The organism is Polynucleobacter sp. AP-Sving-400A-A2 (assembly GCF_018688155.1).
Taxonomy (GTDB): Bacteria; Pseudomonadota; Gammaproteobacteria; order Burkholderiales; family Burkholderiaceae; genus Polynucleobacter.
Genome location: NZ_CP061312.1, coordinates 340,045 through 365,702, shown reverse-complemented (window position 1 = coordinate 365,702; position 25,658 = coordinate 340,045). Strand labels below are relative to the sequence as shown.

27 protein-coding genes and 1 pseudogene are annotated in these 25,658 nt (G+C 45.2%); 9 read left to right on the top strand and 19 right to left on the bottom strand.

Going from position 1 to position 25,658, the window contains the following annotated elements; translation table 11 throughout:
* Window positions 1–21: 21 nt before the first annotated feature.
* The 7 genes and pseudogenes from C2758_RS01985 to C2758_RS10700 all read right to left on the bottom strand — a co-directional run.
* Entirely contained in the window at window positions 22–345 is a 324-nt protein-coding gene (locus C2758_RS01985; RefSeq protein ID WP_215328957.1) for a P-II family nitrogen regulator, read from the bottom strand.
* Window positions 342–3,437, bottom strand: a complete 3,096-nt coding sequence (locus C2758_RS01980; protein ID WP_215330023.1) for an efflux RND transporter permease subunit — start codon at window positions 3,435–3,437, stop codon at window positions 342–344. The genes C2758_RS01985 and C2758_RS01980 overlap by 4 nt, the downstream gene beginning before the upstream one ends.
* A gap of 5 nt (window positions 3,438–3,442) precedes the next feature.
* Window positions 3,443–4,768, bottom strand: coding sequence for an efflux RND transporter periplasmic adaptor subunit (locus C2758_RS01975; protein ID WP_215328955.1), 1,326 nt, complete (start codon window positions 4,766–4,768; stop codon window positions 3,443–3,445).
* Window positions 4,769–4,788: 20 nt separating this feature from the next.
* Window positions 4,789–6,042 (bottom strand): TolC family protein, encoded by a 1,254-nt coding sequence (locus C2758_RS01970; RefSeq protein ID WP_215328953.1) that lies wholly within the window; start codon window positions 6,040–6,042, stop codon window positions 4,789–4,791.
* 324 nt (window positions 6,043–6,366) lie between these two features.
* Window positions 6,367–6,699 (bottom strand): hypothetical protein, encoded by a 333-nt coding sequence (locus tag C2758_RS01965; protein WP_215328951.1) that lies wholly within the window; start codon window positions 6,697–6,699, stop codon window positions 6,367–6,369.
* A 153-nt stretch (window positions 6,700–6,852) separates the two neighbouring features.
* The gene (locus C2758_RS10705; protein WP_256441918.1) at window positions 6,853–7,362 is read right to left on the bottom strand and encodes a universal stress protein; all 510 of its coding nucleotides are present in this window, start codon (window positions 7,360–7,362) and stop codon (window positions 6,853–6,855) included.
* A 90-nt stretch (window positions 7,363–7,452) separates the two neighbouring features.
* Window positions 7,453–8,124 (bottom strand): annotated as a pseudogene (locus tag C2758_RS10700) (TerC family protein); the annotation flags it as partial.
* A gap of 119 nt (window positions 8,125–8,243) precedes the next feature.
* On the opposite strand from C2758_RS10700, the gene C2758_RS01955 reads away from it, so the two are divergent.
* The 3 genes from C2758_RS01955 to C2758_RS01945 are packed head-to-tail and all read left to right on the top strand — an operon-like array spanning window position 8,244 to window position 10,938.
* On the top strand, window positions 8,244–9,116 hold the full coding sequence (locus C2758_RS01955) for a LysR family transcriptional regulator (RefSeq protein WP_215328947.1): 873 nt from the start codon (window positions 8,244–8,246) through the stop codon (window positions 9,114–9,116).
* A 3-nt stretch (window positions 9,117–9,119) separates the two neighbouring features.
* Window positions 9,120–10,088 (top strand): sodium-dependent bicarbonate transport family permease, encoded by a 969-nt coding sequence (locus tag C2758_RS01950; protein ID WP_215328930.1) that lies wholly within the window; start codon window positions 9,120–9,122, stop codon window positions 10,086–10,088.
* Between the two features lie 7 nt (window positions 10,089–10,095).
* On the top strand, window positions 10,096–10,938 hold the full coding sequence (locus tag C2758_RS01945; protein WP_215328920.1) for a DUF6671 family protein: 843 nt from the start codon (window positions 10,096–10,098) through the stop codon (window positions 10,936–10,938).
* 62 nt (window positions 10,939–11,000) lie between these two features.
* On the opposite strand, the gene C2758_RS01940 is transcribed toward C2758_RS01945, so the two are convergent.
* The 3 genes from C2758_RS01940 to C2758_RS01930 all read right to left on the bottom strand — a co-directional run bounded on the left by C2758_RS01940 (window position 11,001) and on the right by C2758_RS01930 (window position 12,861).
* Complete coding sequence (locus C2758_RS01940) at window positions 11,001–11,528, bottom strand: phasin family protein (RefSeq protein WP_215328918.1); 528 nt, start codon at window positions 11,526–11,528, stop codon at window positions 11,001–11,003.
* Between the two features lie 147 nt (window positions 11,529–11,675).
* Complete coding sequence (locus C2758_RS01935) at window positions 11,676–12,494, bottom strand: peptidylprolyl isomerase (RefSeq protein ID WP_215328916.1); 819 nt, start codon at window positions 12,492–12,494, stop codon at window positions 11,676–11,678.
* Window positions 12,495–12,543: 49 nt separating this feature from the next.
* Window positions 12,544–12,861, bottom strand: coding sequence for a hypothetical protein (locus tag C2758_RS01930; RefSeq protein WP_215328914.1), 318 nt, complete (start codon window positions 12,859–12,861; stop codon window positions 12,544–12,546).
* Window positions 12,862–13,006: 145 nt separating this feature from the next.
* On the opposite strand from C2758_RS01930, the gene C2758_RS01925 reads away from it, so the two are divergent.
* The 3 genes from C2758_RS01925 to C2758_RS01915 are packed head-to-tail and all read left to right on the top strand — an operon-like array spanning window position 13,007 to window position 14,353.
* The gene (locus tag C2758_RS01925) at window positions 13,007–13,537 is read left to right on the top strand and encodes a GNAT family N-acetyltransferase (RefSeq protein ID WP_215328912.1); all 531 of its coding nucleotides are present in this window, start codon (window positions 13,007–13,009) and stop codon (window positions 13,535–13,537) included.
* The gene (locus tag C2758_RS01920) at window positions 13,534–14,076 is read left to right on the top strand and encodes an isochorismatase family protein (RefSeq protein ID WP_215328908.1); all 543 of its coding nucleotides are present in this window, start codon (window positions 13,534–13,536) and stop codon (window positions 14,074–14,076) included. The genes C2758_RS01925 and C2758_RS01920 overlap by 4 nt, the downstream gene beginning before the upstream one ends.
* A gap of 58 nt (window positions 14,077–14,134) precedes the next feature.
* Complete coding sequence (locus C2758_RS01915) at window positions 14,135–14,353, top strand: hypothetical protein (protein WP_046329638.1); 219 nt, start codon at window positions 14,135–14,137, stop codon at window positions 14,351–14,353.
* A gap of 6 nt (window positions 14,354–14,359) precedes the next feature.
* On the opposite strand, the gene C2758_RS01910 is transcribed toward C2758_RS01915, so the two are convergent.
* Together C2758_RS01910 and C2758_RS01905 are read right to left on the bottom strand one after the other, a co-directional pair.
* Complete coding sequence (locus C2758_RS01910; protein WP_215328907.1) at window positions 14,360–14,662, bottom strand: 4a-hydroxytetrahydrobiopterin dehydratase; 303 nt, start codon at window positions 14,660–14,662, stop codon at window positions 14,360–14,362.
* On the bottom strand, window positions 14,655–15,389 hold the full coding sequence (locus C2758_RS01905) for a pseudouridine synthase (protein ID WP_215328906.1): 735 nt from the start codon (window positions 15,387–15,389) through the stop codon (window positions 14,655–14,657). Before C2758_RS01905 ends, C2758_RS01910 begins: the two co-directional genes overlap by 8 nt.
* Window positions 15,390–15,489: 100 nt before the next feature.
* On the opposite strand from C2758_RS01905, the gene C2758_RS01900 reads away from it, so the two are divergent.
* Window positions 15,490–16,029, top strand: a complete 540-nt coding sequence (locus tag C2758_RS01900) for a DUF2889 domain-containing protein (protein WP_215328905.1) — start codon at window positions 15,490–15,492, stop codon at window positions 16,027–16,029.
* 3 nt (window positions 16,030–16,032) lie between these two features.
* Here C2758_RS01900 and C2758_RS01895 read toward each other — a convergent pair whose 3' ends face one another.
* Entirely contained in the window at window positions 16,033–16,806 is a 774-nt protein-coding gene (locus C2758_RS01895) for an SDR family oxidoreductase (protein ID WP_215328904.1), read from the bottom strand.
* A 52-nt stretch (window positions 16,807–16,858) separates the two neighbouring features.
* Between C2758_RS01895 and C2758_RS01890 the strand changes: the two genes are divergently transcribed.
* On the top strand, window positions 16,859–17,683 hold the full coding sequence (locus tag C2758_RS01890) for a hypothetical protein (RefSeq protein WP_251369232.1): 825 nt from the start codon (window positions 16,859–16,861) through the stop codon (window positions 17,681–17,683).
* Between the two features lie 8 nt (window positions 17,684–17,691).
* Here C2758_RS01890 and C2758_RS01885 read toward each other — a convergent pair whose 3' ends face one another.
* From C2758_RS01885 to C2758_RS01865, 5 genes are all read right to left on the bottom strand, one after another.
* Window positions 17,692–18,633: an MBL fold metallo-hydrolase gene (locus C2758_RS01885; protein WP_215328903.1), complete on the bottom strand. Its 942-nt coding sequence runs from the start codon at window positions 18,631–18,633 to the stop codon at window positions 17,692–17,694.
* Window positions 18,623–19,207, bottom strand: coding sequence for a lipocalin family protein (locus C2758_RS01880; protein ID WP_215328902.1), 585 nt, complete (start codon window positions 19,205–19,207; stop codon window positions 18,623–18,625). Before C2758_RS01880 ends, C2758_RS01885 begins: the two co-directional genes overlap by 11 nt.
* Before the next feature lie 13 nt (window positions 19,208–19,220).
* Window positions 19,221–19,808 (bottom strand): sulfite oxidase heme-binding subunit YedZ, encoded by a 588-nt coding sequence (locus C2758_RS01875; protein ID WP_215328901.1) that lies wholly within the window; start codon window positions 19,806–19,808, stop codon window positions 19,221–19,223.
* Window positions 19,809–19,831: 23 nt separating this feature from the next.
* Entirely contained in the window at window positions 19,832–20,794 is a 963-nt protein-coding gene (gene msrP / locus C2758_RS01870) for a protein-methionine-sulfoxide reductase catalytic subunit MsrP (RefSeq protein ID WP_215328900.1), read from the bottom strand.
* Window positions 20,795–20,949: 155 nt separating this feature from the next.
* Entirely contained in the window at window positions 20,950–23,187 is a 2,238-nt protein-coding gene (locus tag C2758_RS01865) for an NADP-dependent isocitrate dehydrogenase (protein ID WP_215328899.1), read from the bottom strand.
* Between the two features lie 250 nt (window positions 23,188–23,437).
* Between C2758_RS01865 and C2758_RS01860 the strand changes: the two genes are divergently transcribed.
* The gene (locus tag C2758_RS01860; RefSeq protein WP_251369231.1) at window positions 23,438–24,640 is read left to right on the top strand and encodes an MFS transporter; all 1,203 of its coding nucleotides are present in this window, start codon (window positions 23,438–23,440) and stop codon (window positions 24,638–24,640) included.
* Here C2758_RS01860 and C2758_RS01855 read toward each other — a convergent pair.
* On the bottom strand, window positions 24,637–25,653 hold the full coding sequence (locus C2758_RS01855) for a DUF6352 family protein (RefSeq protein WP_215328898.1): 1,017 nt from the start codon (window positions 25,651–25,653) through the stop codon (window positions 24,637–24,639). The two genes, C2758_RS01860 and C2758_RS01855, sit on opposite strands and share 4 nt — an antisense overlap.
* Between the last annotated feature and the right edge of the window lie 5 nt (window positions 25,654–25,658).

Here is a 25,658-nt window from a genome sequence, read left to right as displayed (position 1 = left end):
CCGAAGAATTGAAGAGAATAGCTATACAGAAGTCTTAGAGATGAAGAAAGCCTTCGGAACCTCAGTGCACCAAACTACACCATCCCCAACTTGGCCTGTTTGGCAAATAGTCACGATACGGTCCATCAGGACTTCTGCAATCTCATCATTACAAACAATTTCAATCTTCACTTTTGCCGAGTAGTCTGTTAACTCATCTTTAATATTGAATTTAGCTGTTCGATTGGGAGCGCTACAGCCTTCAACCTTAGTCACAGTCATTCCCGGAAAACCTGGGGTTTCTAGTAATGCTGTTCGGAGAGCAGCTAACTTATTTGGGCGAATAACCGCCTTCAATTCCATCATGCTTCCACCTCTTTATCTTCAAACCATCTATATAAGACTGGGAGTACCAGTAATGTTAATGCGGTTGAGGTGATCAAACCCGAGATCACCACGGCTGCTAGCGGGCGCGTCACCTCGGAACCTGGACCACCAGAAAATAGCATGGGTACCAAAGCCAACATCGCAACCGAAGCAGTCATCATGACTGGCCTGAAGCGATGGCCACAGCCATGTAATAGTGCATCCTCCATAGAGTAACCGTCTTCACGTAATTGCTTAATGAATGAAATCAGCACCACACCATTAAGTACCGCAATACCCCAAAGATTAATAAACCCAACCGCCGCTGGTACCGATAGATACTCGCCGGATATAAATAAACCAAATACACCGCCTATAGAGGCAAATGGTAAGACCAAAATAATCAATCCAGCTAGGCGCAATGACTTGAAGAGCATGAAGAGTAGGAAATAGATTGCCAAGATGGTTAGCGGAATAATGATCATTAGACGCGCCATCGCCCTTTCCATATTTTCAAACTGGCCGCCCCACTGTAGTGAGTAGCCTTGTGGAAGCTCTACTTGTTTAGCAATCAACTCTTGCGCTTCTTTAACAAAGCCGCCGAGATCTCGCCCATCAACGTTTACACCCACGACTAAACGTCGCTTGCCAGACTCTCGAGAAATTTGTGCTGGGCCATCGACAAGAGCAATATCTGCTAGGTCGCGCAATAGCACTTGAGCACCATCTGGAGAATGCAAAATAATATTACTGATTGCATCTACGTTATCTCGGTAAGGGGCTGGATAACGCAATAGCAAGGGGAACCGTCTCTCACCCTCATACACAGTGCTGGCTTGCTTGCCGCCAATCGCAGTTTCAATCACATCGTTGACATCAGAAACATTAATTCCATAGCGGGCAATTGCATCACGATTAATAGTGATATTTAAGTAATTTTGCCCAGAAGCCTGCTCAATACGCAAGTCATTACTACCCTTCATTTTGGTCAGGATCTGACTAATTTGGCCACCTAGCTTTTGCAGGGTAACTAGATCATCGCCAAAAATTTTGATGGCTACCTGTGAGCGAACTCCGGAGACCATTTCATCAACACGTGCTGCAATTGGCTGGGAAATAGAGAGCTCAATACCCGGCAAAGTTTTTAGCTTGTCACGGATTTGCTGGGCAATTTCTTCCTGACTAAACTTACGATCGCCTATAGGCTTTAGGGTCACGATCGGATCGGATTCATTAGGCTGACCTGGATCTGCGGGAGACTCACCCTTACCTAAACGAGATACCGCCATCTTCACATCTGGGATGGTCATGATGCGTTTGATCGCCTCAAACTCCAGCTTAATCGATTCATCTAAAGAAATATTCGGGGCACGAATAATGACTGGCGTAATCGAACCCTCCTGCATCACTGGAATAAATGCCTTTCCAAGTAAGGTAAATCCAATGATGCTAGCAACTAATCCCATCAAAGATCTTTTAACAACCAATTTGGGATTGGCAAGACACCAATGCAACCAGCGCTCATACGGGGCACGCAAGCGAGCTACAATTTTTGTGTCATCTTCGCTCCCGCCTTTCAGAACGTAAGAGCACAAGACTGGTGACAAGGTAAATGAAAGAATGAGGGAGATGGTTAATGCGATGGCAATCGTAATCGCCATGGGCGCAAACATTTTTCCTTCCATGCCTTCCAAGGAAAGAAGCGGCATGAAAACCAAAATAATGATGCCAACACCAAACAAGACTGGTGTACCAACCTCAGTAGCAGCCTCTAAAATAATACGAATCTTCGACTCGCCCATTTTGAGCCTTTCGCCCAACTTGGCAAAGGTATTTTCTACCACCACTACAGATCCATCCACCATAATGCCGATCGCAATCGCAAGGCCTCCAAGAGACATGAGGTTGGCAGAGATACCGTAACGGTTCATCACCAAGAAGGTCAATAAGGGCGTCAGAATTAAAGTCGCCACCACAATCAGGGAGGAGCGGACATCACCCAAGAATAAAAATAGCAGGATGACTACGAGAATGACGCCTTCAATCAATACCTTGGCGACATTAAACATCGCTGCATTGACAAGATCTGTGCGATCGTAAAACGGCACAATTTGGAGTCCGTCAGGCAATAACTTGCCCTCATTAATCTCGGCTACTTTGAGCTTGATACGATTAACAACTTCGCGCGCATTACCACCACGGATCATTTGAATGATGCCAGCCACACTTTCGGTATAGCCATTCTTAATCGCAGCGCCCTGCCGAATTTCACTTCCGATAGTGACTTCAGCCACATTCCTAACGTAGACCGGAATGCCTTTGACTTCCTTGAGAATGATTTTTCCAATGTCCTCAGGCTTGGTGATCAGACCCACGCCACGGATCAGATAGCGCTCTGCATAGGTAGGCAGCTGCCCACCGCCGGAGTTCGCATTATTTCTGGCAAGTGCCTCATAGATATCTCGAAGACCCACTTGATAGTGGCGTAATCTTTCGGGGTTTACCAAGACTTGATATTCGCGAGCGTATCCACCTTGCGTATTAATCTCAGCAACACCAGAAATTGAGCGCAACATCGGACGCACCACCCAATCCTGAATCGTACGACGCTCCTCAAGCTCCTCAACTGTCAACTGCCTATCACCATCGGAAGGGTGATCGAGCGTGTATTGATAGATTTCTCCCAAACCAGTCGACGGCGGCGCCATTACAGGAGTAATCCCGACTGGCATTGCAGAAGCCACCTCAATTAAACGCTCTGTAACCAGCTGTCTTGCAAAGTAGAGGTCGGTCTTTTCTGTAAAGACCAATGTAATCACTGATAGGCCATTACGATTGAGTGAACGCATCTCTGTTAAGCCGGGCAAGCCCGTCATACTTAACTCAATCGGTACCGTTACAAAACGCTCAACTTCTTCTGGAGATCGCCCTGGGGCTTTCGCTGCAATCTGAATCTGAACGTTAGTCACATCCGGAAAGGCATCAACCGATAAGCGTTTTGTTGCCAGTAAGCCTGCAACAAACAAGACCAGCGCAATGATGACAACTAATAAACGCTGTTGTAGTGAAAGGCGAACAATTTTTTCAATCATCATGACTAACCACCACTCAACTGTCTCTTACGTTCAGTATTTAAATGGAAGGCACCATTAACGGCGATTTCCTGACCATCCTTCAGGCCGGAGATCACTGGACGATAACCCCTGCCCTCAGGGCCCAATTTCACTGTGACCATCCGATAGGTATCTTCGTCCTCACGTATGAAGACATGATCATGGTTATCTTCACGGATCACTGCACTAGATGGAACTAGCAAGCGCTCAGTAGGCTGACTCTCAATCATCATAGTTGCCAACATGCCTGGCTTGATAAGGCCATCTTTATTTGGCACTTCCATTCTGACGACTACTGTGCGCGTTTGTGGGTTAACGATCGAATCCACATGGGCAACAACACCCTCAATTGATGAGCCTCGCAAGGCGGGGATTACCAGAGTGACTTTCTGACCCTTATGAATGAGATAGGCATTACTCTCCGGAATCTCCGAGACAGCCCAAAGGGAACTCAGATCAGCAACAGTGAATAAAGCATCGGCCGGCTGAACTACTTGCCCCTTATTAATTTTGCGCTCAACAATCTCACCCGGAATAGTTGCAATGACATTATTAATTGACTCAATTACACCCGATTTTGCCAAACGATCAATGCTGGGTTGATCCATTCCTTGAACGCGCAATTGATCATTGCTGGCCCGATACTCGGCCTTTGCGCTACTAGCTTCAGCTTCACGCTTTTGAAGCTCTGCTAAAGCAATCACATCCTCTTTGTATAGAATTCTGGCACGATTAGCAGCTTGATCAGCTAACTGACTCGCGCTCTTGGCTTTTAAAAAAGAAAGTTGTGATTGCGTCAATTCAGTAGAGGTAATTTTCGCCAAAATATCACCCTGCTTTACAAGCTGACCGGGGATAGCCAAGATGTCAGAGACACGGCCCGTCACATTTGCCCCAATACGCGACAGAAATAATTCATTGAAATCAATACGGCCAGATGCACGCAGTTCCTCTACAAAGGTGCCGGTGTAGATGCTGCCGTTGGTAATCATATTGCGTAAGTCCTGATTCACAATCACCACATTGGGGTCTTGGACTGATTTAATGCTTGGGCTGCGATCAAATACATTGAAGTAATTCAGGATGATCAAAAATAAACAAAACCACGGAAGATAAAAAAGGCTTTTTTGTGTCCACTGAGGACTCTTATCATATTGCTGAGCGACGCGTGGCAAGTGAGCGCTAAACCACTCATGAGTCAAAATGTATAAATCATTCTGAGTTTTGATAACAACAGTGATCCATTCCTGAACATAGACTTTTGCAATCGCCGAGTATTGGGTATACCAAGTCTTTAACTGATCCATCATTATTGTGAACTTTTGCTTCATCACTTTCCACTCTCAATTTTTGCAATCCACTCTGGGCTTGCTCTTAAACGTTCAATCTCCGTAAGGACTGAAGCCAAATCAAAACGAGCCTTAATTAAATCATTACGAGCTACTCGGAATGTTCTTTGGGCATCTAAATACTCGAGCATGCCACGCTCACCATAACGATAAGAAACCTCTGCAATTCTTCTGGCACTCGATGCCAACTGAACAACCTCTTGATCTAATATTTTTACTTGATAGCTTGTCATTTGATAAAGCTTATAAGCAGTCTCTAATTGCTGCTCAAGACTTTGACTTTGAGCATTCAATTGATTCTTGGCTCTAGATGCATTAGCCTCTGCCTCAGCAATTTGCCCACCCTTAAAATCCCAAATGGGAATACTCACCACTAAGCCATACAAGCGATCAGTAAAGTTGGGGTCGTTATATTGCTGAGCTTTTATGGAAAGCCGAGGTAAGCGAGAGTTCTGCTCAAAACTCAGCTTTGACTCCGTTGCCTCAACATCTGCTTTTGCCTTTTGCAACTCAGGACTTTGCGCGTGAAGCTCGCTGAGCAATATTGGCAAAGCAGGTAATGGCTCCATCTTGAGGGTTTGCGAAACAACCTCATAGTCAGGTGGCAAGCTATGCCCCACAACCTGCCTCAACTGGCCCTTGGCCTGCTCAACCCTAAGCTTGCTAGATTCTGCATTAATTTGCGCATTCAGAAATTCGGTTTGCGCCCGGATTAATTCAAATCGAGCGGTATCGCCGACGTCATAACGAATTTGCATGCGATCCCGAATTTGCTTGGTCAGACTCAAATCTTCTTCGGCAGCTTTTAATTCTGCATCGCGACGCATCAATTCATAGAATCGCTGCTGCACTCTGGAAATCATTTCGATTTCAAAAGCGATGCGAGTGGCCTCAGCAGCGCGGACATTCGCCTCGGCAGCATTGACTCTAGGGTAGCGGGTGTAAGGCATATCCAAAGGTTGTGTCACCGACCATGACGAGACATTCCCAGTGGTTAACGGGCCAGATGCGGACCTCTGCTGCCCGGTGTTCACTTCAAAATCAGGATTTGGAATCGCGCGAGCTGAAGAGAGCTGCCCTTTAATTGCCTTGGATTGATCCCGAGCCGCCAAGACCTGAGGGCTCGACTCCAATGCAATCCCAATCAGCTCGTTGATCGTCAATGGCTTTTGAACTTGCGCACTGACCCCGCCTATACATAGGCAATAAATCAGGAATATCGGTGCGAGCCTCATGGCACTCATTACGAGACTTTGCGAAAATAAATAAGAACTTTGATTATCTCGCTGCACTGGATCGAAAATGGACAAAATTCCCAAAATCAGGGCTTTGAGCACGATTTTTGGTAAATAAAGCAAAGATTGGGGATGCATATTCAAAAGATAACCATTTATCAAGATTTAAATGGTCTTGCCTTGATATTGACTCACCTCTATACCGGACCCAAAGGTTGAATTGACGATAAAAAGGACTCAGATAACTGAGCAGGCTACTCCCCACATGTTCAGAGATTATTAGATCATACTTATGACGAATCAATTGCATTTGGAATGATCTGCTTATATATAAACATGTTTTGAAAATCGACCATATTGCTGGCTTTTGTGTAATGCCTTTTGCACCAGCTTGTACATTTTCTTCAAACACATTTTAAGCGCTATGCGTTTATCTCTAGCAGTCATGCTGACCTCAATTCGGTGATGATCAAATGTCTCCAAGCTCACTACGCAATTTTGACTACAGATAGTCTTTGAGGACGAAATTGTTGAGTAGCAAATCTTCATTTTCCGCACCATCCATAAAAGTCGTTTTAAAGAAAATTTCACTCGATTTTCTGTGAAGACTTTTAATTCTGGCTCGACCCCTTCCTTGGCTTCTAAGATCACATTCATAGATATCTCCTTTGTTAAACACCTATACACAATAGACAGATTTTCTTTCCTAATAAAGAAGAATTTAATTGACTTTATTTCAGTATTTAACTGAATATTTTTAGATAAAAAAATGCCCTCAAAAAGAGGGCAAAAAGAGAACAGCAGGAAAAACTAGTCGATCACTACAGCCATCAGGGCTGTTGCTGCACCAGCACCGAGAGCTGGGATCCCCCAGCGCTCAAGAGCAGGCAAGGAGCTACCGGTGACCACCTCTACCGGAATATCGCTGATTTCTAGTAGCTTGGCAGTTGTAGAGTTTTCAAATAGACGGCTCAGAGAGTTTTTCTTTGAAGTGCCAACCACAATGCGATCACATTCAAGTCGTACAGCCTCATCACGAATGGCAGTCCCCGTGTCTCCGCAGACGTAGGTAAATGAAAATTTCAGGCCCTGCTTTTCGAGATAAGCAGTAGCAGATGCTGATGCCTGAGCTGCCCGCTCAGCATGCCACTCACTAATCGTTTGCTTACTTAAAAATTTTCCGATGTGACGATACAAGGTAGGCTGCACATTGCACAAATGAAAAGACGCATTAGGATCTTGACCATAAGTCTTTACGGCATGCTTTACTGCCATCTCTGAATTTTTTGAACCGTCTACTGGAATCAGAATTTTATTCATATTACTTTCTCCAAAATGAGTGGACTGCTGTGATGAAACCATATTTGCAGACTCCGGAATAACAACCGAAGGAGCAATAACCTCTTCAAGCGCACGTCTACTTCTAATAAAGCCACTAGTTAATACACCTAATACAACTACCACTTGAATGAGGTATTCCAAGGCTGGGCTCTGTGAAGCAAGCCACTCTTGAGAAATTGGCTCTGAAATCATCATTTTTGCAGCCGTCCAAGCTAGGACAGCAGCGCCTAAGTAAGTCACAGAGGGATAGCGCTCAACGATTTTCAGTATTTGTGTTGAGCCCCAAATAACAACTGGAATACTAATGAGGAGACCTAATACGACGAGCACATAGCTACCGTGTGATGCACCTGCTACCGCAAGTACGTTATCCAGACCCATGATGGCATCCGCAATCACAATGGTTTTCATTGCACCCCAAAAGGTAGTAGAAGCATTACCGTGCTCATCATTCTCTTGCTCGGGATTTAGTAGGCGATATGCAATCCAAACTAACAATAAGCCGCCTATCAGCATCAAACCAGGGATCTTCAATAAATAGACCACCACCAGCGTCATAGCGCTTCTCACTGCAATTGCGCCAACAGCGCCCCAAATAATGGCTTTTTTCTGCAGATGTGCTGGCAGATTTCTTGCGGCCATTGCAATGACAATCGCGTTATCACCCGCAAGCACTAAGTCAATGACAATAATTGCCAGTAATGCCGAAAAAAACTCCGGGCTAAATAGTTCCAATTTCATCCCCCCCTAAAAATCATCCATGTATTCCATGGATTTCTATGGGGTTAATTTAGGTTAGTTTGCTTTAAGTTAAAAGCAGATATATATTGATAATAATTTCGTAAAAAGCTGACAATTAAATGCTTTATAACTACCGTCACCTTTACTACTTCTGGGTAGTAGCCAAAGAAGGCAGCATGTCTAGGGCCGCTGAACGTCTCAATATCGCGATTCAGACGATTAGCGCTCAGGTACATGAATTAGAGAAATCACTCGGCTATTTACTATTTAAACCGGCCGGTCGCGGCATTACTCTCACGGAATCCGGATTTGCAGCCTTAGAAATTGCCGATCAAATTTTTCTCCTAGGAGAGCAACTACCGGAGGCAGTAAGAGAAGCGGCAAGCTCCCGCAAAATCAAAATTACCGTCGGCGTCTCTGATGGACTCCCTAAGCTAGTAACTCGGCAACTGTTAGCTCCGATTCTGGAGAAGAGTGGTGTACAGCTCATTGCTCATGAAGGTGAATTTGAAGACCTCCTGGCTGATCTAGCTTTGCATCGATTAGATATCGTGCTCGCTGATAGACCCGCTCCTGCAAACAAAAATCTTCACGTCTACAGCGAAGAATTGATTAAGACATCAATTGCTTGGTTTGGCCCCCAGAAACTGCTCAAGCAATCTAAAAAACCATTTCCAGAATGTCTTAATGAGTTACCTATCCTGCTACCAACCTCTCACTCGAAAGTTCGCTATTTAATTGATCAATGGTTTGCAGAAAACCACATCATCCCTAATATTACGGGGGAGTTTGAGGATAGCGCTCTCCTAAAAACCTTTGCAGCTAGCGGCCTCGGGGTCTTTCCAGCGGGAGAAAGTATCAAGCAGGATTTACAAGAAACTTATCACATTGAAATGATTGGTAAATGTGAGCATGTTTACGAATATTTTTATGCTATTCGCTCCGAAAAGAAAATTCAGCATCCACTCGTAGAAGCAATTATTAGGCGTTAGACCATGGCAAATTTTCTTGACCCCGCAATTCTGTTTTTCCTATTTGGCGCATTTGCTGGCGCCGTTAAATCCAATCTAGAAATTCCTCCCCCAATCGCTCGCTTTTTATCGCTTTACCTTTTAATGGCATTAGGTCTCAAAGGAGGATTTGCCTTACATAAGTCAGGCTTCACAACAGAAATTGCACTCTCACTGGGCCTCGCTATCTTTTTAGCCATTTTGATTCCGATCATTGGCTACCAAATCCTCAGAACCAAACTCAACACGTTTGATGCAGCAGCTATAGCCGCAACCTATGGCTCCGTTAGTGCAGTAACTTTCATTACGGCCACCCAATACTTAGATCAATTTAATATTGCTTACGGGGGTCACATGGCAGCAGCAATGGCACTCATGGAGTCCCCAGCGATCATCCTGGCAATTGTTTTGGCAAACAAAGCAAGGGCTGCGCATGCAAAACAAATTCAATCGGCACTTAAGCAAACAGGGATCTCCAAAATTCTGCATGAGTCTTTCACTGATGGTGCGCAGCTCTTGCTGCTTGGCTCAATGGTAGTTGGTCTTATGAGTGGCGATGCTGGTCAAAAACTCATGGCACCGTTTTCTATTGATCTTTTTAAAGGCATGCTCGCATTTTTCCTATTAGACATGGGCTTAATGGCAGCTAGAAATATAAAAGGTTTGTATGGCAAACCCCCCATCACTCTGCTCTACGCCATTGCCTCCCCACTTTCCCATGCCTTGATCGCACTAGCCTTCTGCAAGCTCATTAGCCTACCACTTGGTAATACTATTTTGCTCATGGTGCTTGCTTCAAGCGCCTCTTATATTGCCGTGCCAGCAGTTTTACGACATGCATTGCCAGAAGTTAATCCAGCCCTTTATATGGGTATGTCTTTAGGCATCACCTTCCCATTCAATATTATTTTGGGCATCCCTCTTTACGCCATGATTGCAAAATTGGTAATGTAATCAGTCCATGGGTATTTATTCCAATAGAACTGCAAGCGTTTTAACAAAACATGGCAAAGAGCATGTACTGAGAGCAGTCTTGCAGCCCGCCACCGGGATGGACGTAAAACATACTGATGCTTACGATACCGATCTACTAGGAACTTTTACTTTAGAAACGCCCAGGTATGGCAGCCAGCTCGATGCCGTAAGGAAAAAAGCCCAGATCGGTATGGAGCTCATCGGCACAGATCTGGGCCTAGCAAATGAAGGGGCATTTAGTGCTGACCCATATACCGGGATGCTGGCATGGAATAGCGAACTAGTCATTCTGATTGACTCAAAACTACAACTAGAAATTACGGGGTTTTATAGCGCCCCCGCACAAAATAATCATGCCTATGTAAAACATTGGGAAGAGTTGGAAAAATTTGCGCATACTGCACTTTTTCCATCGCATCTTCTGGTGGTCAAACCTACAGATCAATACCATCCACAATCAATCAAGAATATTAGCAATATCCAGCAGCTCAAGGATGCCTTTGAATGGGCCTCAGCGCACTCCTCAAAGGGGCTTGTGTATGTTGAAAATGATCTCAGAGCCTTTGCCAATCCTACGCGCATGGAAAATATTCGGCTAGCCACTCTCGATCTGGCAAACAAGATCAATTCCTTATGCCCAGCATGCCAAACACCAGGCTATTGGATCAAAGATATCCAGCGCGGCTTACCCTGTAACGCCTGTGGCATGCCTACCAATCAAGAGATCACAAAAATATGGGGATGCCTTAAATGTGAACATCGAGATATCAAGGCCATCAAGACACTCAAATTTGCAAATCCATCCCTCTGCAGTCACTGCAACCCGTAATTAAATTCTTGGATTTTTCTAGATTCTTAATGGATTTGCTTCTTATTTGTTTTTATTTACCTTCATTTACTTCTTTTTTGCCTTACTGCAGCACTACTCTTCTCAAAGTTTGAAAAAGAATCTGTCATAGCTGACCGAATCTGATCAAAATTCTCAAGCGCGCTGTTAAAAGAGGCTTTAAATATCGAGGTGTATGGCTCAGCACCCGCAGGAGAATTTTGTGTTGCCTCATTCACAAAATGAATTAAGTCATGCTGCGACTCTTTGATCATTGTCTCGGCAATTTTTGCCAACTCTTTATTTCCGCTAGCTAAGGCCTGAAACAGTTGGGACTGATATTCGGCTACCTCTTTAGCAGCATCTTGCAATACCTCAGCATGAACATAATCAAATACTGACTTAGGATCCTGCGTTTTCATGAGCTCCGCTACTTTGGTTCGCATTCGAGAAGAGAGCTCTTGTGCAGCGCGCTGATTTAATTGAGCGATCTCCTGGGCGCTTGTTAGCGCTACCTGGCCAACTGCCTGAGCAGCCTTCATGCCCTTAGTTTGATTTGCCATTGCATTCAAGTCAAATGGGTTCTTACTCATCTATATCTCCCTAGTTCAATTGCTTATTTATCCAATCTACTCCTGAATGCAATTCATTGAGATAGAGAAATACCACTAGAGGCGAGTAGAAATGCAAAAGGGCGTTCAGGCGCCTTTTTTTACAGGAGCAAGCTTACTTGCCCTGTTTTAGCGTACGACAATATTCGCACCCTGACGCAGCTGAGAGAGAAATTCAAACTGCTTTTTCTGCATCATGGCATTACGAATGACTGCTTTAGCTTGCTCATAAGTTGGGGGCTTGCTAGATTTTTTATCTTCCAACTTAATTAAATACCACCCCTGTGGCATCTGAATTGGGTTAGGAGAAACCTGGCCCTTAGACAGGACTGTGAGAACAGCAGCAATCTGTGGCAAGGTTTGCCCAGCCTGTACCCAGCCTATAGCCCCACCTTGAACCTTATTTGGCGCAAGTGAAAGGCTCTTAGCCACTTTATCAAAAGACTCGCCTTTCTTAATTCTAGCTAGGGCGGCTTGTGCATCAGCCTCAGTAGCAACAGCTATGTCACTTACCTTATATTCCACAATCATGCCTTGTGGGCCTAAAGAAGCGATCTCACGGTTGTACTCCGCTTGCACGTCAGCATCACTCACTGGATTTCTTGACATGTAAGTAGACAACTCTAAGTCTGCCAAGTAATTTTGTCGAATCAAAGCTAGCTGACTGTTAGCTCTATCAGAGTTAGCGAGTCCATCTTTTTCAGCCTGCTGTGAAAGAAGTGAGATTTCAATCATTTTTCCTAAGACTGCATTACGAAGCTCTGGAGAATCTTTTTGACCCTGCGCTAAGGCCGCCTGAATACCCTGCTCAACAACATCATTGCTGATGATCGTCCCATTAACGGAAGCAGCAGCATTCACGGGTAATGCATTCTGAGAATATGTAATCGTTGAAAAGCCTAAAGCTATCACAAAGCTTGCAAGATAAGAAATAGATATGGATTTCATGGATAACTCTTTTCTAAAATGTAGAAGCAATGTTAACAGTTTGCGATCACTAAAAAACCATGGTCGCAGGGATTGGCTCAAACGGTGCAGTCGATTCAGCCCCCTGCGCTTCGGCCTGTTCCTCACCGTCGGGGTTTTTGACATAGCGAGCATCAAATGGTTTATTCGAACTCTGCCTGATTGGGGGAGGTTCTGTATACACTGGGCCAGCAGGAGTCTCTAAAGGTGCAATAGGCTGGCTATTGAATTCCTGGATTTGTGTTGGAGTATAAGGAGAGAATGTTTGTGCGCTAACAATACTTAATGGCACAAAACCAAAAACAATACTGAAGATATAAATTATTCTGAACTGGGCTGAAATACGCATCACTCTTTCCTATTTGTACTGAGTAGCACAGTCGCCAATAGGCTGCTGAGGGTTGGATCACCGCTGCTTTATTTTAGAGCTAAAAGGCTTCAAGTAGAGATATAAAGAAGGTATCCTAGAATAACTATCCCTCCCTCTATCTCTTATGAATACATCAACCCCATTTACCAATAAGTCCTATGCGTTTGGTGATGGGGGCAATTACCAGATTCGCCCCATCCAAGCAGACGATCGAGAGCGAATCATTGAGCTATTCAATCATCTTTCGCCAGAAAGTCGTTATCTTAGATTTGCCCATGCAATCTCCAAACTTCCCGATGACTTTCTCGATGACATCTTACACTTGGACTATAAAAAAGAAATGGCATTACTTGCGGTAATCACAAGCCAAACTGGGACTGAGGAGATTATTGGGATTGCACGCTACGTAACACCGCCCAATCAACATGCTTGTGAATTCTCCCTGAGTGTGAGTGATAGTCAAACTACACAGGGCGTTGGTACACATTTGATGCTGGATCTCATTGAATATGCAAAAAAGAATGGCCTACAAGAAATGATTGGATATGTCCTGAGCAAAAATTCTAGAATGCTCCATCTAGTCTCTGATCTGGGCTTTCAGATTCATAGCCAGGATGATGACCCTGACTTTAAAACTGTGAGACTGCCACTATGAGCCAATCAAGGCAAATCCACTCGGAAAATTCTATCCTCATCTTGATCGATTTACAGGGGCGCCTGATGCCAGCAATTGATCAAGGAGAAGCAGTGCTAAAGCATTGTATTCGAACTGCTCAAATTGCCCAACTACTCGAGATTCCGATTATTAGCACAGAGCAAAGTCCGAGTAGCCTCGGAAGTAATCTCGATTCTATTCAGTCTTTTTGTAGCAAAACAATTCAAAAGGAGTATTTAAATGCCTGCGCTGACGGTCTGATTGCCGCTATTCCAGATACTCGCCAACAGTGCATTCTGATGGGATGCGAAACCCATGTTTGCTTAATGCAAACTGCGCTTAAGCTCATCGATGAGGGCTTCGATGTTTCTGTAGTGGTCGATGGGGTTGGCTCACGCCGAGCTCTCGATAAGCAAATTGCGCTTAATCGATTAAGCACTGCTGGAGCACGACTGATTACTGTTGAGATGCTCGGATTTGAGTGGTTAAAAACAGCTCAAAATCCCGTCTTCAAAGAAGTTCTTGCGCTTCTAAAATAATAGGGCTGGGCTAGAGAGTCTTTATTTGCTATTCTGCAGCATCACTTAAAGGATTCTTATGACGAACGATACTCAAACCCAAAACGACGAAGATTTTGATTATGGGTGCGAATGCGCCATGACACTCTTAAATGAGCCAACGGAAGATTGCCTAAATGATCTGATTGATGAGCTTGATGAAGATGGCATGATCGCCACAGAAGTGGTTTATGGTCTTTTAGCAACTATACTCATGAGCATTACTTCCGAGGATGAAGATGATGAGGAAGTACAGTAAAACGAACTAAGCTGAGATTTGCAGAGCGAATTGATCCATGGCGCTCGCCATAGCGATATCTAACTCGGTCAGAGCCTTCATTGAATGGGTGCTCAATTTCACTGCTACCTTATTCCAAGCATTTGACCAGTCTGGGTGATGATCCAACTCCTCAGCAAATTCTGCACATAGCGTCATGAACTCAAAGGCACTCTTAAAGTCCTTAAATACAAACACCCGCTCCAACACTTGAGTATGAAGATGCACCTGCCACTGCGGCAACACTGCTGCAAAGTCAAAGTCTTTAGGAAGTAAATTCGGTTTAGACATTAGGAGCTCCTACACTCTGAGATAGTTTCTGTAAATCATCTGGGTACAGCCAGTGCCACTCACCCTCAGGCAAATCGGCTGGCATGATGTATTGCCCGATTTCGGTACGGTGCAACTTAGCAACATGATTACCTACCGCAGCCATCATTCGCTTTACTTGATGATAGCGCCCCTCAACAATCGTCATTGCTAACACATGCTCTCCAAGCTGCTGGCATGCTGTAGCAAAACAGGGCTTTGGATCATCATCTAACACAACACCTGTTAATAAATGATCAATCTGCTTTTGGGTAATGGGCTCAGGAGTGGTGATCTCATATACCTTGCCGATATTTTTTTTGGGTGTGGTCATCTTATGAATAAACTGGCCATCATCCGAAATCAAAATTAAGCCAGTAGTGTCAAAGTCTAAGCGCCCGACACATTGCAAGCCTCGCTCTACAAAAGGTTTAGGCAATAAACTGTAGACGCTGGGATGGTGTGTAGTTTTGTGAGAGCACTCATGGTTTGGCGGCTTGTTGAAAGCGATATAGGCTTTTTCATGAAACTCCCAATCTTTGCCCTCTACATTGAGCATCAATCCCTCGGTAGCAATACGCTCCTCTGGATCATTGGCTGGAACACCATTGACCTTGACTAAGTCGGCATAGACTAAATCACTGCAATAGCGCCTAGTACCAAAGCCTTGGCTAAATAGTATTTTTTCGAGAGAGATTGGTTTAGCCATACCTTGCCGAGAATACTACAAAGCCGCCCTCACAGTAGCCGTGGAATGAAGCCGTTATGATGGATACATCTCGCTTCCAAGCCTCTTACTTACTACTGCTATGCTCTCAACCCCAGCTCCCAGAAATCCTCTCCATACTCGTGAAATTACTTTTCAGGGCTACGCTCGAGAAGATGGCTTATGGGACATTGAAGCGCATTTACGAGATTTTAAATTTCAGCCATTTACCACCGGCGGGAAAACTTGGGAGCCAGGCCAAGCCTTCCACGACATGTGGGTTCGCATTACCGTCAATACTGAATTAGTGATTCAAGCAATTGAAGTGGCTATGGATAGCCACCCCCACCCAGAATGCCCACAAGTGATACCGCCGATGGATGCACTGATTGGGACCCGTATTGGCAAGGGCTGGCGAAAAACGATTAATGAACACCTTGGGGGTATTAAGGGATGCACTCATTTAAGAGAACTTCTGAGCAATATTGCTACTGCTGCATTTCAGTCTATTCCAGGGGCACTATTTGACGCGGATGACAACAAACCACCACTCTATTTGGGAACCTGTAAATCCTGGGATTTCGACGGACCAGTAGTGATGCGCGTCTACCCCCAGTTTTACAAATGGAAACCGACAATTTAGGTTTTATTGCAAATCACCCCTGTGAATATTTAGGCCACTGAAGGCTTGCTGCACTGGCATCAGCTCTACCAAATTAATATTCATGTGACTTGGTAAGTTGGCGGACCAATAAATAGCTTCTGCCACATCATCCGCACTCAATGCTTTCACGCCGGAGTAGACCTTACCGGCCTTACTGTCATCACCCTTAAAGCGCACATTAGAAAACTCAGTTCCAGAACACAGTCCTGGCTCAACGCAAGTAACGCGTACTGGCGTACCAATTAAATCCGCCCTGAGATTTAAACTAAATTGCTGAACAAAGGCTTTAGTGCCGCCGTAGACGTTGCCCCCCGGATAGGGGTAATTTGCCGCTACTGAACCTAGATTAATCACGTGGCCACATTTACGCTCAACCATTCCCGGCAAAAAGGCACGCGTCATATGTACTAGCCCCTTGATATTGGTGTCAATCATTTGATCCCAATCCGTAAGTAAGGCTTGATGCGCCGGCTCAAGCCCCAAAGCCAATCCAGCGTTATTCACTAATACTGTCACCTTGGCAAACTCCGCTGGTAGTGTGGCTGCGAGCCCATCCACCTTTGCGCTATCGCAAACATCAAGGGCCAAAGTGAGTAATTTTTTCTGCTGCTCTACCGGCAGAGATGCTTTCAAAGCCTCTAGGCGCTCGACTCTTCTACCCAAAGCGATTACTTGATGGCCATTCGCCAAAAACCGTCTCGCAGTTGCCTCTCCAAAGCCAGCAGTAGCGCCGGTGATTAAAACTGTATGTTCCATATTGTTCAACTTATTTCATGTAATTGACTGAGTCATTTATATTACTGCGTATATGACATTGTTACGTATTTTTACTTACTGCCTGATTTCATTGGGATTAATAGGAAATGCTTTCGCTGATGGAAGTAAGTTTTCCGGAGGTTTTTTAAATCTAGAGGAAGCATCCGATCAATACTCGAGTCAGCGTGTTCTAGAATTTTGGGGGTATCACAATACCTTTGGAGAGCAAACCCAAAGCGATACCTTGAAGTTGCGCTACTACCAGCCATTACAGTTTGAACAGTGGCGAGGTACCATGCGGCTAGATACCTCCTATGTTTCAACTTTCGGCCCCACGCTTGCAGAGCAGTCATCCGGCACGTATAACGCCGGCAATACCATGCTCACCGTCTGGGGAAATCACCCCAGTATTCTGAAGAATTGGGAAGGCACATTAGGTGCTAGGGTTATTTTTCCATTTGGCAATAACGGACAATGGGCTGCCGGCCCTCAGATCGGCACAGTATATGTACCCAATAAGGGAAATGATTCAAGACTCTCCGACTTTTCACCATTACTCAGGTATATGTATGGATTTGACACTAAGGGCAATTCATTTGCTAACAACCCCAATCAACCGCCCCTAGTTCGTAATCTCAATATTTTTCCAACGCTCGGATTTAATATTTCTCCCAGCACTCAACTGCGATTATGGGATGAAAATGGAATTGTTTGGAATACCGGTGGAGGGGGTGGCTGGTTTATCCCGCTCGATGCTATGGTGACCCATCGTCTTAATAAAAGTTTCTTAGTCGCCGCGGGTGCTAGCAAACAGGTCGTGCAAAGTTATCCTGTTTACGACTGGTCTTTTTATGGAAAACTGTCGTTTAATTTCTGAAGAACACTTTAGTCTTGGTTGATTAAAAAATCGTTTTCAATGACTGCCGCTTTCGATTTCACTAAAGCCTCTACTAACCAAATTGGAAACTCCTCAGTACTCATATTGAGCTGCTTACGAATGCTTTCCAATACAGGCGTACCTACAATCCACTGATGCGCCTCTGCTAATTTTCGTCTACGCCATTCCAATAGCTTGTACTTTAAAAGTACCTTAGCCCCATGACGTGCATTGCGATCAGCATCACTTGAGAGGTAATCAAGGCGGGATTTTGCAGTCTCAATTGACTTCCTGACATCCGTAAAAGGCTTGCCGTGTCCAGGAATAACTAAAGCAACGGGGAGCCCTTCAATCAACTCTAAGGTCTGCGCCACTTCTTCAAAGCCACCCTCACCCCAGAGCTCAGGAAAGATGACTCCAAAGCCCTCTTCCCATAGTGCATCGGCAGAGATCAAGATTTGATGCTGCTCTTGGTACAACATGACCGAGTGGTTGTCATGGCCTGGAGCAGCCAGAATTTGCCAGCGATAAGAGCCTAAGCTAATTTCTTCGCCAGGCACTAAGAGAGCTTGATGACTAAAGCGTGGGCACTCTTGTCCTAGCTGTTCAAAACTGAGTAAATTCTCATCCCAGTCTTGTACAGCAATGGCCTCCGCTTGCGGTATCCAGATCTCGCAATCAAATACTTCTGATAAAGCTGCGTTACCCCCACAATGATCCGAGTGCAGGTGGGTGTTGACTACTTTATTGAGATTTTTTAAGCCATGCCGCTTCAGTGCATTAGTGACAAGATCAACCGTCATCTGCTGGTGCGCACAGTACCCACTATCAACCAGAGATACATCTTCCTCACTGAAGAGTAAAACATTGTTTGCTGATAACCACCCGCGCTCGAAAATCTCTATTCCGGGTGGGAGCAAGTAATTGCCGATGCGCTTTTCAAATGCCATCAGTTTTCTGCGCAGTGATTTCAAGCTTTTGAATATCGAATTGCTGTTGCTTTAAGCGTTGCAATAAATCGGCATAGGCTTTGGGGTCAGGCTGAGGGGTTCTTGATAACACCCAAAGATACTCTCTTCTAGGGTCACTCACAGCCGCTAATTGATATAGCGGATCTAAATCAATCACCCAATAGTCGCCCCATACCAAAGGCAAAAAAGAGAGCCACTCGGGGGCAAAACGTACTTCTAATTTAGGTGAATCCTGACTACCAATTTGGCGAGCCAAACCCTCTGCCTCCGAAATCTCACCAGCGGCAGTTTTGCAACTATTAAGAACCCGAAGATTGCCATCTGGCTTAGTGCTATAGACGGCTTTGGTATTAGATGCACATTTTTTCTGAAACCAGTTCGGGAATTTTGAAATCTCATACCAAGTGCCGAGGTAACGAGGGACATCTAAAGCAGCTATGGTCTTCACTGCCTGATCGCCTTGCTGAGCCATGACCTGCGTGGATCCGAAGCAAATCAGTAGCGAGCCCAATAGAGCAAGCAATGAATCGCGAGAGCGAGGAAATAGGGTCATGAGCAAAATATCCTTAAATGGTAAATCGCTTGCCCAAAAGCTTGCGAATATAAGGAATCCTACAACATAAGAGTAATAGCAAAACCGCTGCATAGATTGTGACGGTATCGAAATCATTCTTGCCTGCCTTGTGCCACCAATAGTGGAGGATTGCGGTGCAGGCAATGAGATAAATGAGTCGATGTAAGTGTGCCCAGCGACGACCCAGTTTTCTTTGAGCCCAGTGGGTAGAGGTCAGCGCTAGTGGCAATAGCAAAACCAGGCTAATAAAGCCCATCGTAATAAAAGGCCGCTTCACTACGTCTTTGAACATCTCTATGAGATCAAAATCCTGATCTAGCCAAAGCCAAATTACAAAATGGAGTGATGCATAAAAGAAGCTAAAAAGGCCCAACATTCTGCGATACCGAATCCATGTCGTTGAATTCGTTATCAAACGTAATGGCGTCATTGCCAGCGTCAAACACAAGAAGGCTAAGGCCCACGTTCCCGTCGAGCGCGTAATGAACTCAATTGGATTCGCGCCCAAGCCATCGGTAAACCCCAACCAAATCAAACGATCTAGCGGGAATAGCGCCAATAGGAAAATCAGTAACTTCATCCCACTTTACTTATCGTTTTGCATCAATAGAATTTCTTCAAATCCATCCCGGCATACATATTCGCAACTTGATCGCCATAACCATTAAACATTTGGGTTTTGATTTTGGGGGCAAAGGCACCTTTAGAGTCGCCGATCCGGCGCTCGGTCGCTTGACTCCAGCGAGGGTGATCAACCGAAGGATTTACATTGGAATAAAACCCATACTCACGCGCATCAAACTGGCTCCAGCTAGTCTTAGGCATTTCTTCCGTTACACGAATTTTTACAATCGACTTCGCACTCTTAAAACCGTATTTCCAAGGCACCACAATGCGAACCGGTGCGCCATTCTGATTTGGTAGTGTCTCACCATAAAGACCAAAGGTGAGCAGCGTCAGGGGGTTCATAGCCTCATCCAAGCGTAGACCTTCGCGATAAGGCCACTCGATAATCTGACTCTTGAGACCCGGCATTTGTTTGCGATCAGCTAAGGTAATAAATTCAACATACTTAGCAGAACCTAAAGGCTGCACCTGATTCAGTAATTTGGATAGCGAGTAACCATCCCAAGGAATAACCATCGACCAACCCTCAACGCAGCGCATACGATAAATACGCTCTTCCATCGGAGCGAGCTTGAGCAAGGCATCTATATCTAAAGTCATTGGTTTTTTAACCAAACCTTCAATCGTCACAGTCCATGGTCGAGTTTGCAAACTATGGGCATTAGCAGCGGGATCTGATTTATCCGTTCCAAACTCATAAAAGTTGTTATAGCCAGTAACATACTGATAAGTAGTTGATTCTTCTTTCAAAACAAAGTTTGGGTTTGGCGTAGCAATTAACTTTTGAGAATTGCCAGCAAGAGCCTCGCGCGAGAACCAAGGAGCTAACGCTAGACCAAAGGCTCCGGCCGCAGCATTCTTGATTAAGTCACGACGTCCCTCAAAGACCGCTTTAGGGGTAATTTCCTGGGAAAGCCGCTTTTGCTCATTTGTAGACATATCAAAGTCTCCTCAATGGATTTAATCTAATAGTGACAATAGGTCTTATTCTCCTACGCCTACCAATTTATTGCTGAGCTACTGTACCGACCCAAAATGCAGACAAGAAAAAGGGTAAACCCAGCGGTTTACCCTTCTCGTGAAGCATGTTGATCTTAAGTGGCTGATGCCGTTTTTAAGATGTTGTTTAAGGTAGTACTTGGACACATCACTGCCACGAACTTGTCGTGATCAGGCATGTAGTAGCCACCAATATCCGCCGGTTTGCCTTGTACCGCTTTGAACTCAGCAACAATCTTTTGCTCGTTCTCAGTCAAGGCTTTTGCAATCGGAGCAAAGTGGGCTTGTAATTCTTTATCTTCGCTTTGCGCAGCTAAAGCCTGAGCCCAGTACATCGCCAAATAGAACTGGCTACCGCGATTATCTAACTCGCCAGTGCGTGGTGATGGTGACTTATTGTTATCCAACAAGGTACCAGTAGCTTCATCTAAAGTGCGAGCCAAGATTTTGACTTTGGCATTACCAGTCTTATCACCAATATCTTCTAGAGAAACTGCTAAGGCCAAAAACTCGCCCAAAGAATCCCAGCGCAAATGATTTTCTTCGACCAACTGTTGAACGTGCTTAGGAGCAGAACCACCCGCACCAGTTTCAAAAAGGCCACCACCAGCCATCAATGGCACGATGGACAACATCTTGGCGCTAGTACCGAGCTCCATAATTGGGAACAAGTCGGTGAGGTAATCACGCAAAATATTGCCGGTCACAGAAATCGTATCCTTACCGCGAATAATGCGCTCTAAGGTGTAGCGCATTGCGCGAGTCTGCGACATGATCTGAATATCTACACCAGTTAAGTCGTAGTCTTTCAGGTAGGTTTGCACCTTCTTGATTAACTCGGCTTCATGTGGACGATACTCATCTAGCCAGAATACGGCCGGGGTGTGTGACAAGCGCGCACGGTTGACTGCCAACTTCACCCAGTCACGAATCGGCGCATCTTTAACTTGGCACATACGCCAGATATCGCCCTCTTCCACATTCTGCTCTAGTAATACGGTACCGTCATCGGCAACAATGCGGGCTACACCAGCCTCGGTGATTTCAAAGGTCTTGTCATGTGAACCGTACTCTTCCGCCTGCTGAGCCATCAAGCCCACATTGGGTACTGTACCCATCGTTTTGGGATCAAAGTTACCGTGTGTCTTGCAAAAGTTAATGATCTCTTGATAGATACGAGCAAAAGTACTTTCTGGAATGACCGCTTTAGTGTCATGTAAGCGACCATCAGCACCCCACATCTTGCCGCCTACACGAATCATTGCTGGCATCGATGCATCTACGATCACGTCACTTGGTGAATGCAGGTTAGTAATGCCTTTAGCAGAGTCCACCATCGCCAAGGCTGGACGGTGTTCATGGCAAGCATGTAAGTCCTGAATGATTTCTTCACGTTTAGATTCTGGCAAAGTCTTGATTTTTTCGTACAAGCTACTCATACCATTGTTTGGATTTACACCTAACTCATCAAACAACTTGCCATGCTTTTCAAATGCATCTTTGTAGAAAATCTTGACAGCATGACCAAACACGATGGGGTGTGACACCTTCATCATGGTGGCTTTGACGTGCAGGGACAACATCATGCCAGTCTTGTAAGCATCTTCAATTTCTTTTTCATAGAACTCGCAGAGTGCTTTTTTACTCATGTACATGCTGTCAATAATTTCACCAGCAATCAAGCTCACTTTTGGCTTGAGAACAATCGTTTTGCCATTCTTCGTTACTAGATCCATCTTCACATCACATGCTTTGGTCATGGTCATTGACTTCTCACCTGCGTAGAAGTCACCACCATGCATATGCGATACGTGCGTACGGGAGGCTTGACTCCACTCACCCATCGAGTGCGGGTTCTTACGGGCATAACGCTTAACAGCGTTTGGTGCACGGCGATCAGAGTTACCTTCGCGCAATACGGGGTTTACTGCGCTACCCAAACATTTGGAGTAGCGCACACGAATTTCTTTTTCAGCATCATTTTTAGGATCATCTGGAAAATCAGGAAGTTTGTAACCCTTGGCTTGCAACTCTTTAATAGCAGCGAGCAACTGTGGAACTGAAGCGCTGATATTGGGCAACTTAATGATGTTGGTATCGGGCAATAAAGTCATACGACCCAGCTCAGCCAAATTATCGGGAACTTTTTGCTCTGCAGTTAAGCAATCAGAGAAGTTTGACAAGATACGCGCCGCAACAGAAATATCGCTTTCTACAACCTGAACTCCCACTGGCGCTGTAAAAGTACGGATGATTGGTAGGAATGCACAGGTTGCCAATAAGGGCGCTTCATCTGTCAGCGTGTAAATAATCTTTGATTTCTCTGAAGCCATTGATGTTTCCTCGATATGGGTAAATATTAGGGGTCGGCCTTATACCGAACCACTCTCGCATTCCGCACGCAACACTTCAGGCGCTTTTGGCTATCTTGGGTGTCATTTCACGTACTGGACCGAGAAATCTATTTTAAATCATCGACCCCAGCAATTTCAGGGGATTTAGGCTGCAAATTGGTCTAAGTACCTCAATTAAGGGAATCCACCATGCCCAGCCTGCACTCACTTACATCGTAAACTGCAATGCATGATGAACAAGCACCCCCTACTCAATAAAAACCTCGTACTGCTGATTCTTTGCCAGGGCTTGTTTTTGACCAATAATGTGACCTTTATCGCCATTAATGGCCTAGTTGGACTCAGTCTGAGTCCAGTCGCCTGGATGGCTACCTTGCCCGTGATGGGCTACGTTGTCGGGGGCGCCTTCTCAACCTCGATCGTAGCCAAAACCCAAAATTACTTTGGCCGTAAGATTTCTTTTCAGTTGGGCCTTCTGGTAGCTGTCTTTTCAGCCCTTCTATGCGCCTATGCCGCCGTTTCTAAAAACTTCTGGTTACTGGTCCTAGGCACCTTTATTGCGGGCTACTACAGCGCTAATGGCCAGCTTTATCGATTTGCAGCTGCTGAGCTAACTGAGATCAGTCAGAGAGATAAGGCAGTCTCTTGGGTGTTAGCTGGCGGGATTCTTGGTGCAGTGATTGGCCCCAATCTTGCCTCATGGACTAAAGACTTTTTTGATACCGCCTTCTTGGGCGCTTACCTCACTCTCTCGATAGCCGGCTTTATCGGGATCATCGTGATGCAATTCATCCATTTTCCAGAAGAGTTCAAGACGCAGCATGCGTTGTCCGCTGGAAGAAGTCTTAAAACTATTCTGCAACAACCGGTCTTTCTGGTTGCCGTAATCGGTGCTTCTCTAGGGTACGGCGTCATGAACCTACTCATGGCGGCCACTCCCCTTGCTATGCAAATTTGTGAACTCCCGTTTTCGGATACGGCTATGGTTTTAGAGTGGCATGTGATTGGCATGTTCGCGCCCGGCTTCTTTACTGGCTCACTCATTCAGCGTTTTGGCACACTCAAAATTATGGGTATCGGAGTCATCCTCAATCTCCTATGTATTGCAATTGCACTTACTGGTGTCGACTTCCACCAATTTTTAATTGCTTTATTTTTGCTGGGCGTTGGCTGGAACTTTTTATTTACCGGCTCCACATCATTAGCAATGACCGCCTACCGACCAGAAGAGCGCGATAAAGCTCAGGCAGCAATTAACTTCTTTGTGTTTGGCACCATGGCTTTCACCTCCTTCGGCTCTGGAGCGCTGATCACCTCTCAGGGCTGGAATATTCTCAATCTAGGATCGCTACTTCCTGTTGCCGTCACTGCTGGTGCCTTGATTTGGCTGAGCGCTAATCTTAAGAAGACTAGCGTCTCATCTAGCGCTTAAGAAGCTTTTGCTAAAGGTAGATTGAAGAGAAGGTTTTGCGGTTTGAGTTTGAGCTGCTTCTCATCATTCATTGCTATACCCATGTACACCGGCTTTCCAGCCTGAGATTGGGTAACGGCTGCCTCGTCAATAAAGTCCAAACGGAATAAGCAAATCACCTTCTCAAGCTCGTCAGTATCGACCGTCTCTTTGTTGTAAAGCTTATTCAGAATATCCGTAGCAGCAGCATCTAGACCAACATGCCAAGACCATTTTGGATCTGAGATTTGCTGCATTGGAGTAATTCGTACCTGGGCACCTAAGAAGTGCTGCACCCATTTTTCGAGGACTCGGCAAAAATGATTAATAGGCGGCTGACCAAAGTTCAGCTGTACTGCAAAGTCATAGTCCTCACACTTATCCCAATAGAGTTCCGCGTTTTCCTCATGCAAGACATCTAAGTCGATCGAGCGCATAGACATTGACTTGCTCTTGAGCAGATCCAGAATGTTGCCAGTCTCACCTGCCTGCGCATTGCGAGTCACTACCTCGTCATCTGCACCCATCACCACACCGTCCTCCAACACAGTGATCTTTTGAGTCCGAAAGAAGAGCTCACCCATGCGTGCATCCAAAGGATGGCAATCCTCACCCAAAATATGCCGAATAAATATTTGTGCCAATTGAGAAATAAATAAGGGTGGTACATCTACGCCATCACCCTTAAACAAGCTCATGTAAAAGTTCTCCAAAGAAGTGGCGGCTAATAGCTTGGTCCGATACCTGAGCCACACTTGGTAGTTCACCTGAATATCGGGATCTGCCATGCCAGCAATTTCCTCATCGGAAATCACTGCGCGGGGATTCTCAGTTAAGCGCTGATGTAGGATGCGCTCAACATTACAGGATTCAGGAACGAGGTTTAACTCAGGGCGTAATAAGTAAGTACGCAGAAAATCATCGCTTACTTGTAATTGCTTATCAGACCCCACCGTCAGGGTTTTGTAAGCAGAATGGGGCCAGAAGTTTGTCATGTTAG

Excerpts from the sequence above, each read along its gene's own strand:
- C2758_RS01985 (WP_215328957.1), bottom strand. The coding sequence starts at position 345 with ATGATGGAATTGAAGGCGGTTATTCGCCCAAATAAGTTAGCTGCTCTC.
- C2758_RS01980 (WP_215330023.1), bottom strand. The coding sequence starts at position 3,437 with ATGATTGAAAAAATTGTTCGCCTTTCACTACAACAGCGTTTATTAGTT.
- C2758_RS01975 (WP_215328955.1), bottom strand. The coding sequence starts at position 4,768 with ATGATGGATCAGTTAAAGACTTGGTATACCCAATACTCGGCGATTGCA.
- C2758_RS01970 (WP_215328953.1), bottom strand. The coding sequence starts at position 6,042 with ATGAGGCTCGCACCGATATTCCTGATTTATTGCCTATGTATAGGCGGG.
- C2758_RS01965 (WP_215328951.1), bottom strand. The coding sequence starts at position 6,699 with ATGAATGTGATCTTAGAAGCCAAGGAAGGGGTCGAGCCAGAATTAAAA.
- C2758_RS10705 (WP_256441918.1), bottom strand. The coding sequence starts at position 7,362 with ATGAATAAAATTCTGATTCCAGTAGACGGTTCAAAAAATTCAGAGATG.
- C2758_RS01955 (WP_215328947.1), top strand. The coding sequence starts at position 8,244 with ATGCTTTATAACTACCGTCACCTTTACTACTTCTGGGTAGTAGCCAAA.
- C2758_RS01950 (WP_215328930.1), top strand. The coding sequence starts at position 9,120 with ATGGCAAATTTTCTTGACCCCGCAATTCTGTTTTTCCTATTTGGCGCA.
- C2758_RS01945 (WP_215328920.1), top strand. The coding sequence starts at position 10,096 with ATGGGTATTTATTCCAATAGAACTGCAAGCGTTTTAACAAAACATGGC.
- C2758_RS01940 (WP_215328918.1), bottom strand. The coding sequence starts at position 11,528 with ATGAGTAAGAACCCATTTGACTTGAATGCAATGGCAAATCAAACTAAG.
- C2758_RS01935 (WP_215328916.1), bottom strand. The coding sequence starts at position 12,494 with ATGAAATCCATATCTATTTCTTATCTTGCAAGCTTTGTGATAGCTTTA.
- C2758_RS01930 (WP_215328914.1), bottom strand. The coding sequence starts at position 12,861 with ATGCGTATTTCAGCCCAGTTCAGAATAATTTATATCTTCAGTATTGTT.
- C2758_RS01925 (WP_215328912.1), top strand. The coding sequence starts at position 13,007 with ATGAATACATCAACCCCATTTACCAATAAGTCCTATGCGTTTGGTGAT.
- C2758_RS01920 (WP_215328908.1), top strand. The coding sequence starts at position 13,534 with ATGAGCCAATCAAGGCAAATCCACTCGGAAAATTCTATCCTCATCTTG.
- C2758_RS01915 (WP_046329638.1), top strand. The coding sequence starts at position 14,135 with ATGACGAACGATACTCAAACCCAAAACGACGAAGATTTTGATTATGGG.
- C2758_RS01910 (WP_215328907.1), bottom strand. The coding sequence starts at position 14,662 with ATGTCTAAACCGAATTTACTTCCTAAAGACTTTGACTTTGCAGCAGTG.
- C2758_RS01905 (WP_215328906.1), bottom strand. The coding sequence starts at position 15,389 with ATGGCTAAACCAATCTCTCTCGAAAAAATACTATTTAGCCAAGGCTTT.
- C2758_RS01900 (WP_215328905.1), top strand. The coding sequence starts at position 15,490 with ATGCTCTCAACCCCAGCTCCCAGAAATCCTCTCCATACTCGTGAAATT.
- C2758_RS01895 (WP_215328904.1), bottom strand. The coding sequence starts at position 16,806 with ATGGAACATACAGTTTTAATCACCGGCGCTACTGCTGGCTTTGGAGAG.
- C2758_RS01890 (WP_251369232.1), top strand. The coding sequence starts at position 16,859 with ATGACATTGTTACGTATTTTTACTTACTGCCTGATTTCATTGGGATTA.
- C2758_RS01885 (WP_215328903.1), bottom strand. The coding sequence starts at position 18,633 with ATGGCATTTGAAAAGCGCATCGGCAATTACTTGCTCCCACCCGGAATA.
- C2758_RS01880 (WP_215328902.1), bottom strand. The coding sequence starts at position 19,207 with ATGACCCTATTTCCTCGCTCTCGCGATTCATTGCTTGCTCTATTGGGC.
- C2758_RS01875 (WP_215328901.1), bottom strand. The coding sequence starts at position 19,808 with ATGAAGTTACTGATTTTCCTATTGGCGCTATTCCCGCTAGATCGTTTG.
- msrP (WP_215328900.1), bottom strand. The coding sequence starts at position 20,794 with ATGTCTACAAATGAGCAAAAGCGGCTTTCCCAGGAAATTACCCCTAAA.
- C2758_RS01865 (WP_215328899.1), bottom strand. The coding sequence starts at position 23,187 with ATGGCTTCAGAGAAATCAAAGATTATTTACACGCTGACAGATGAAGCG.
- C2758_RS01860 (WP_251369231.1), top strand. The coding sequence starts at position 23,438 with ATGATGAACAAGCACCCCCTACTCAATAAAAACCTCGTACTGCTGATT.
- C2758_RS01855 (WP_215328898.1), bottom strand. The coding sequence starts at position 25,653 with ATGACAAACTTCTGGCCCCATTCTGCTTACAAAACCCTGACGGTGGGG.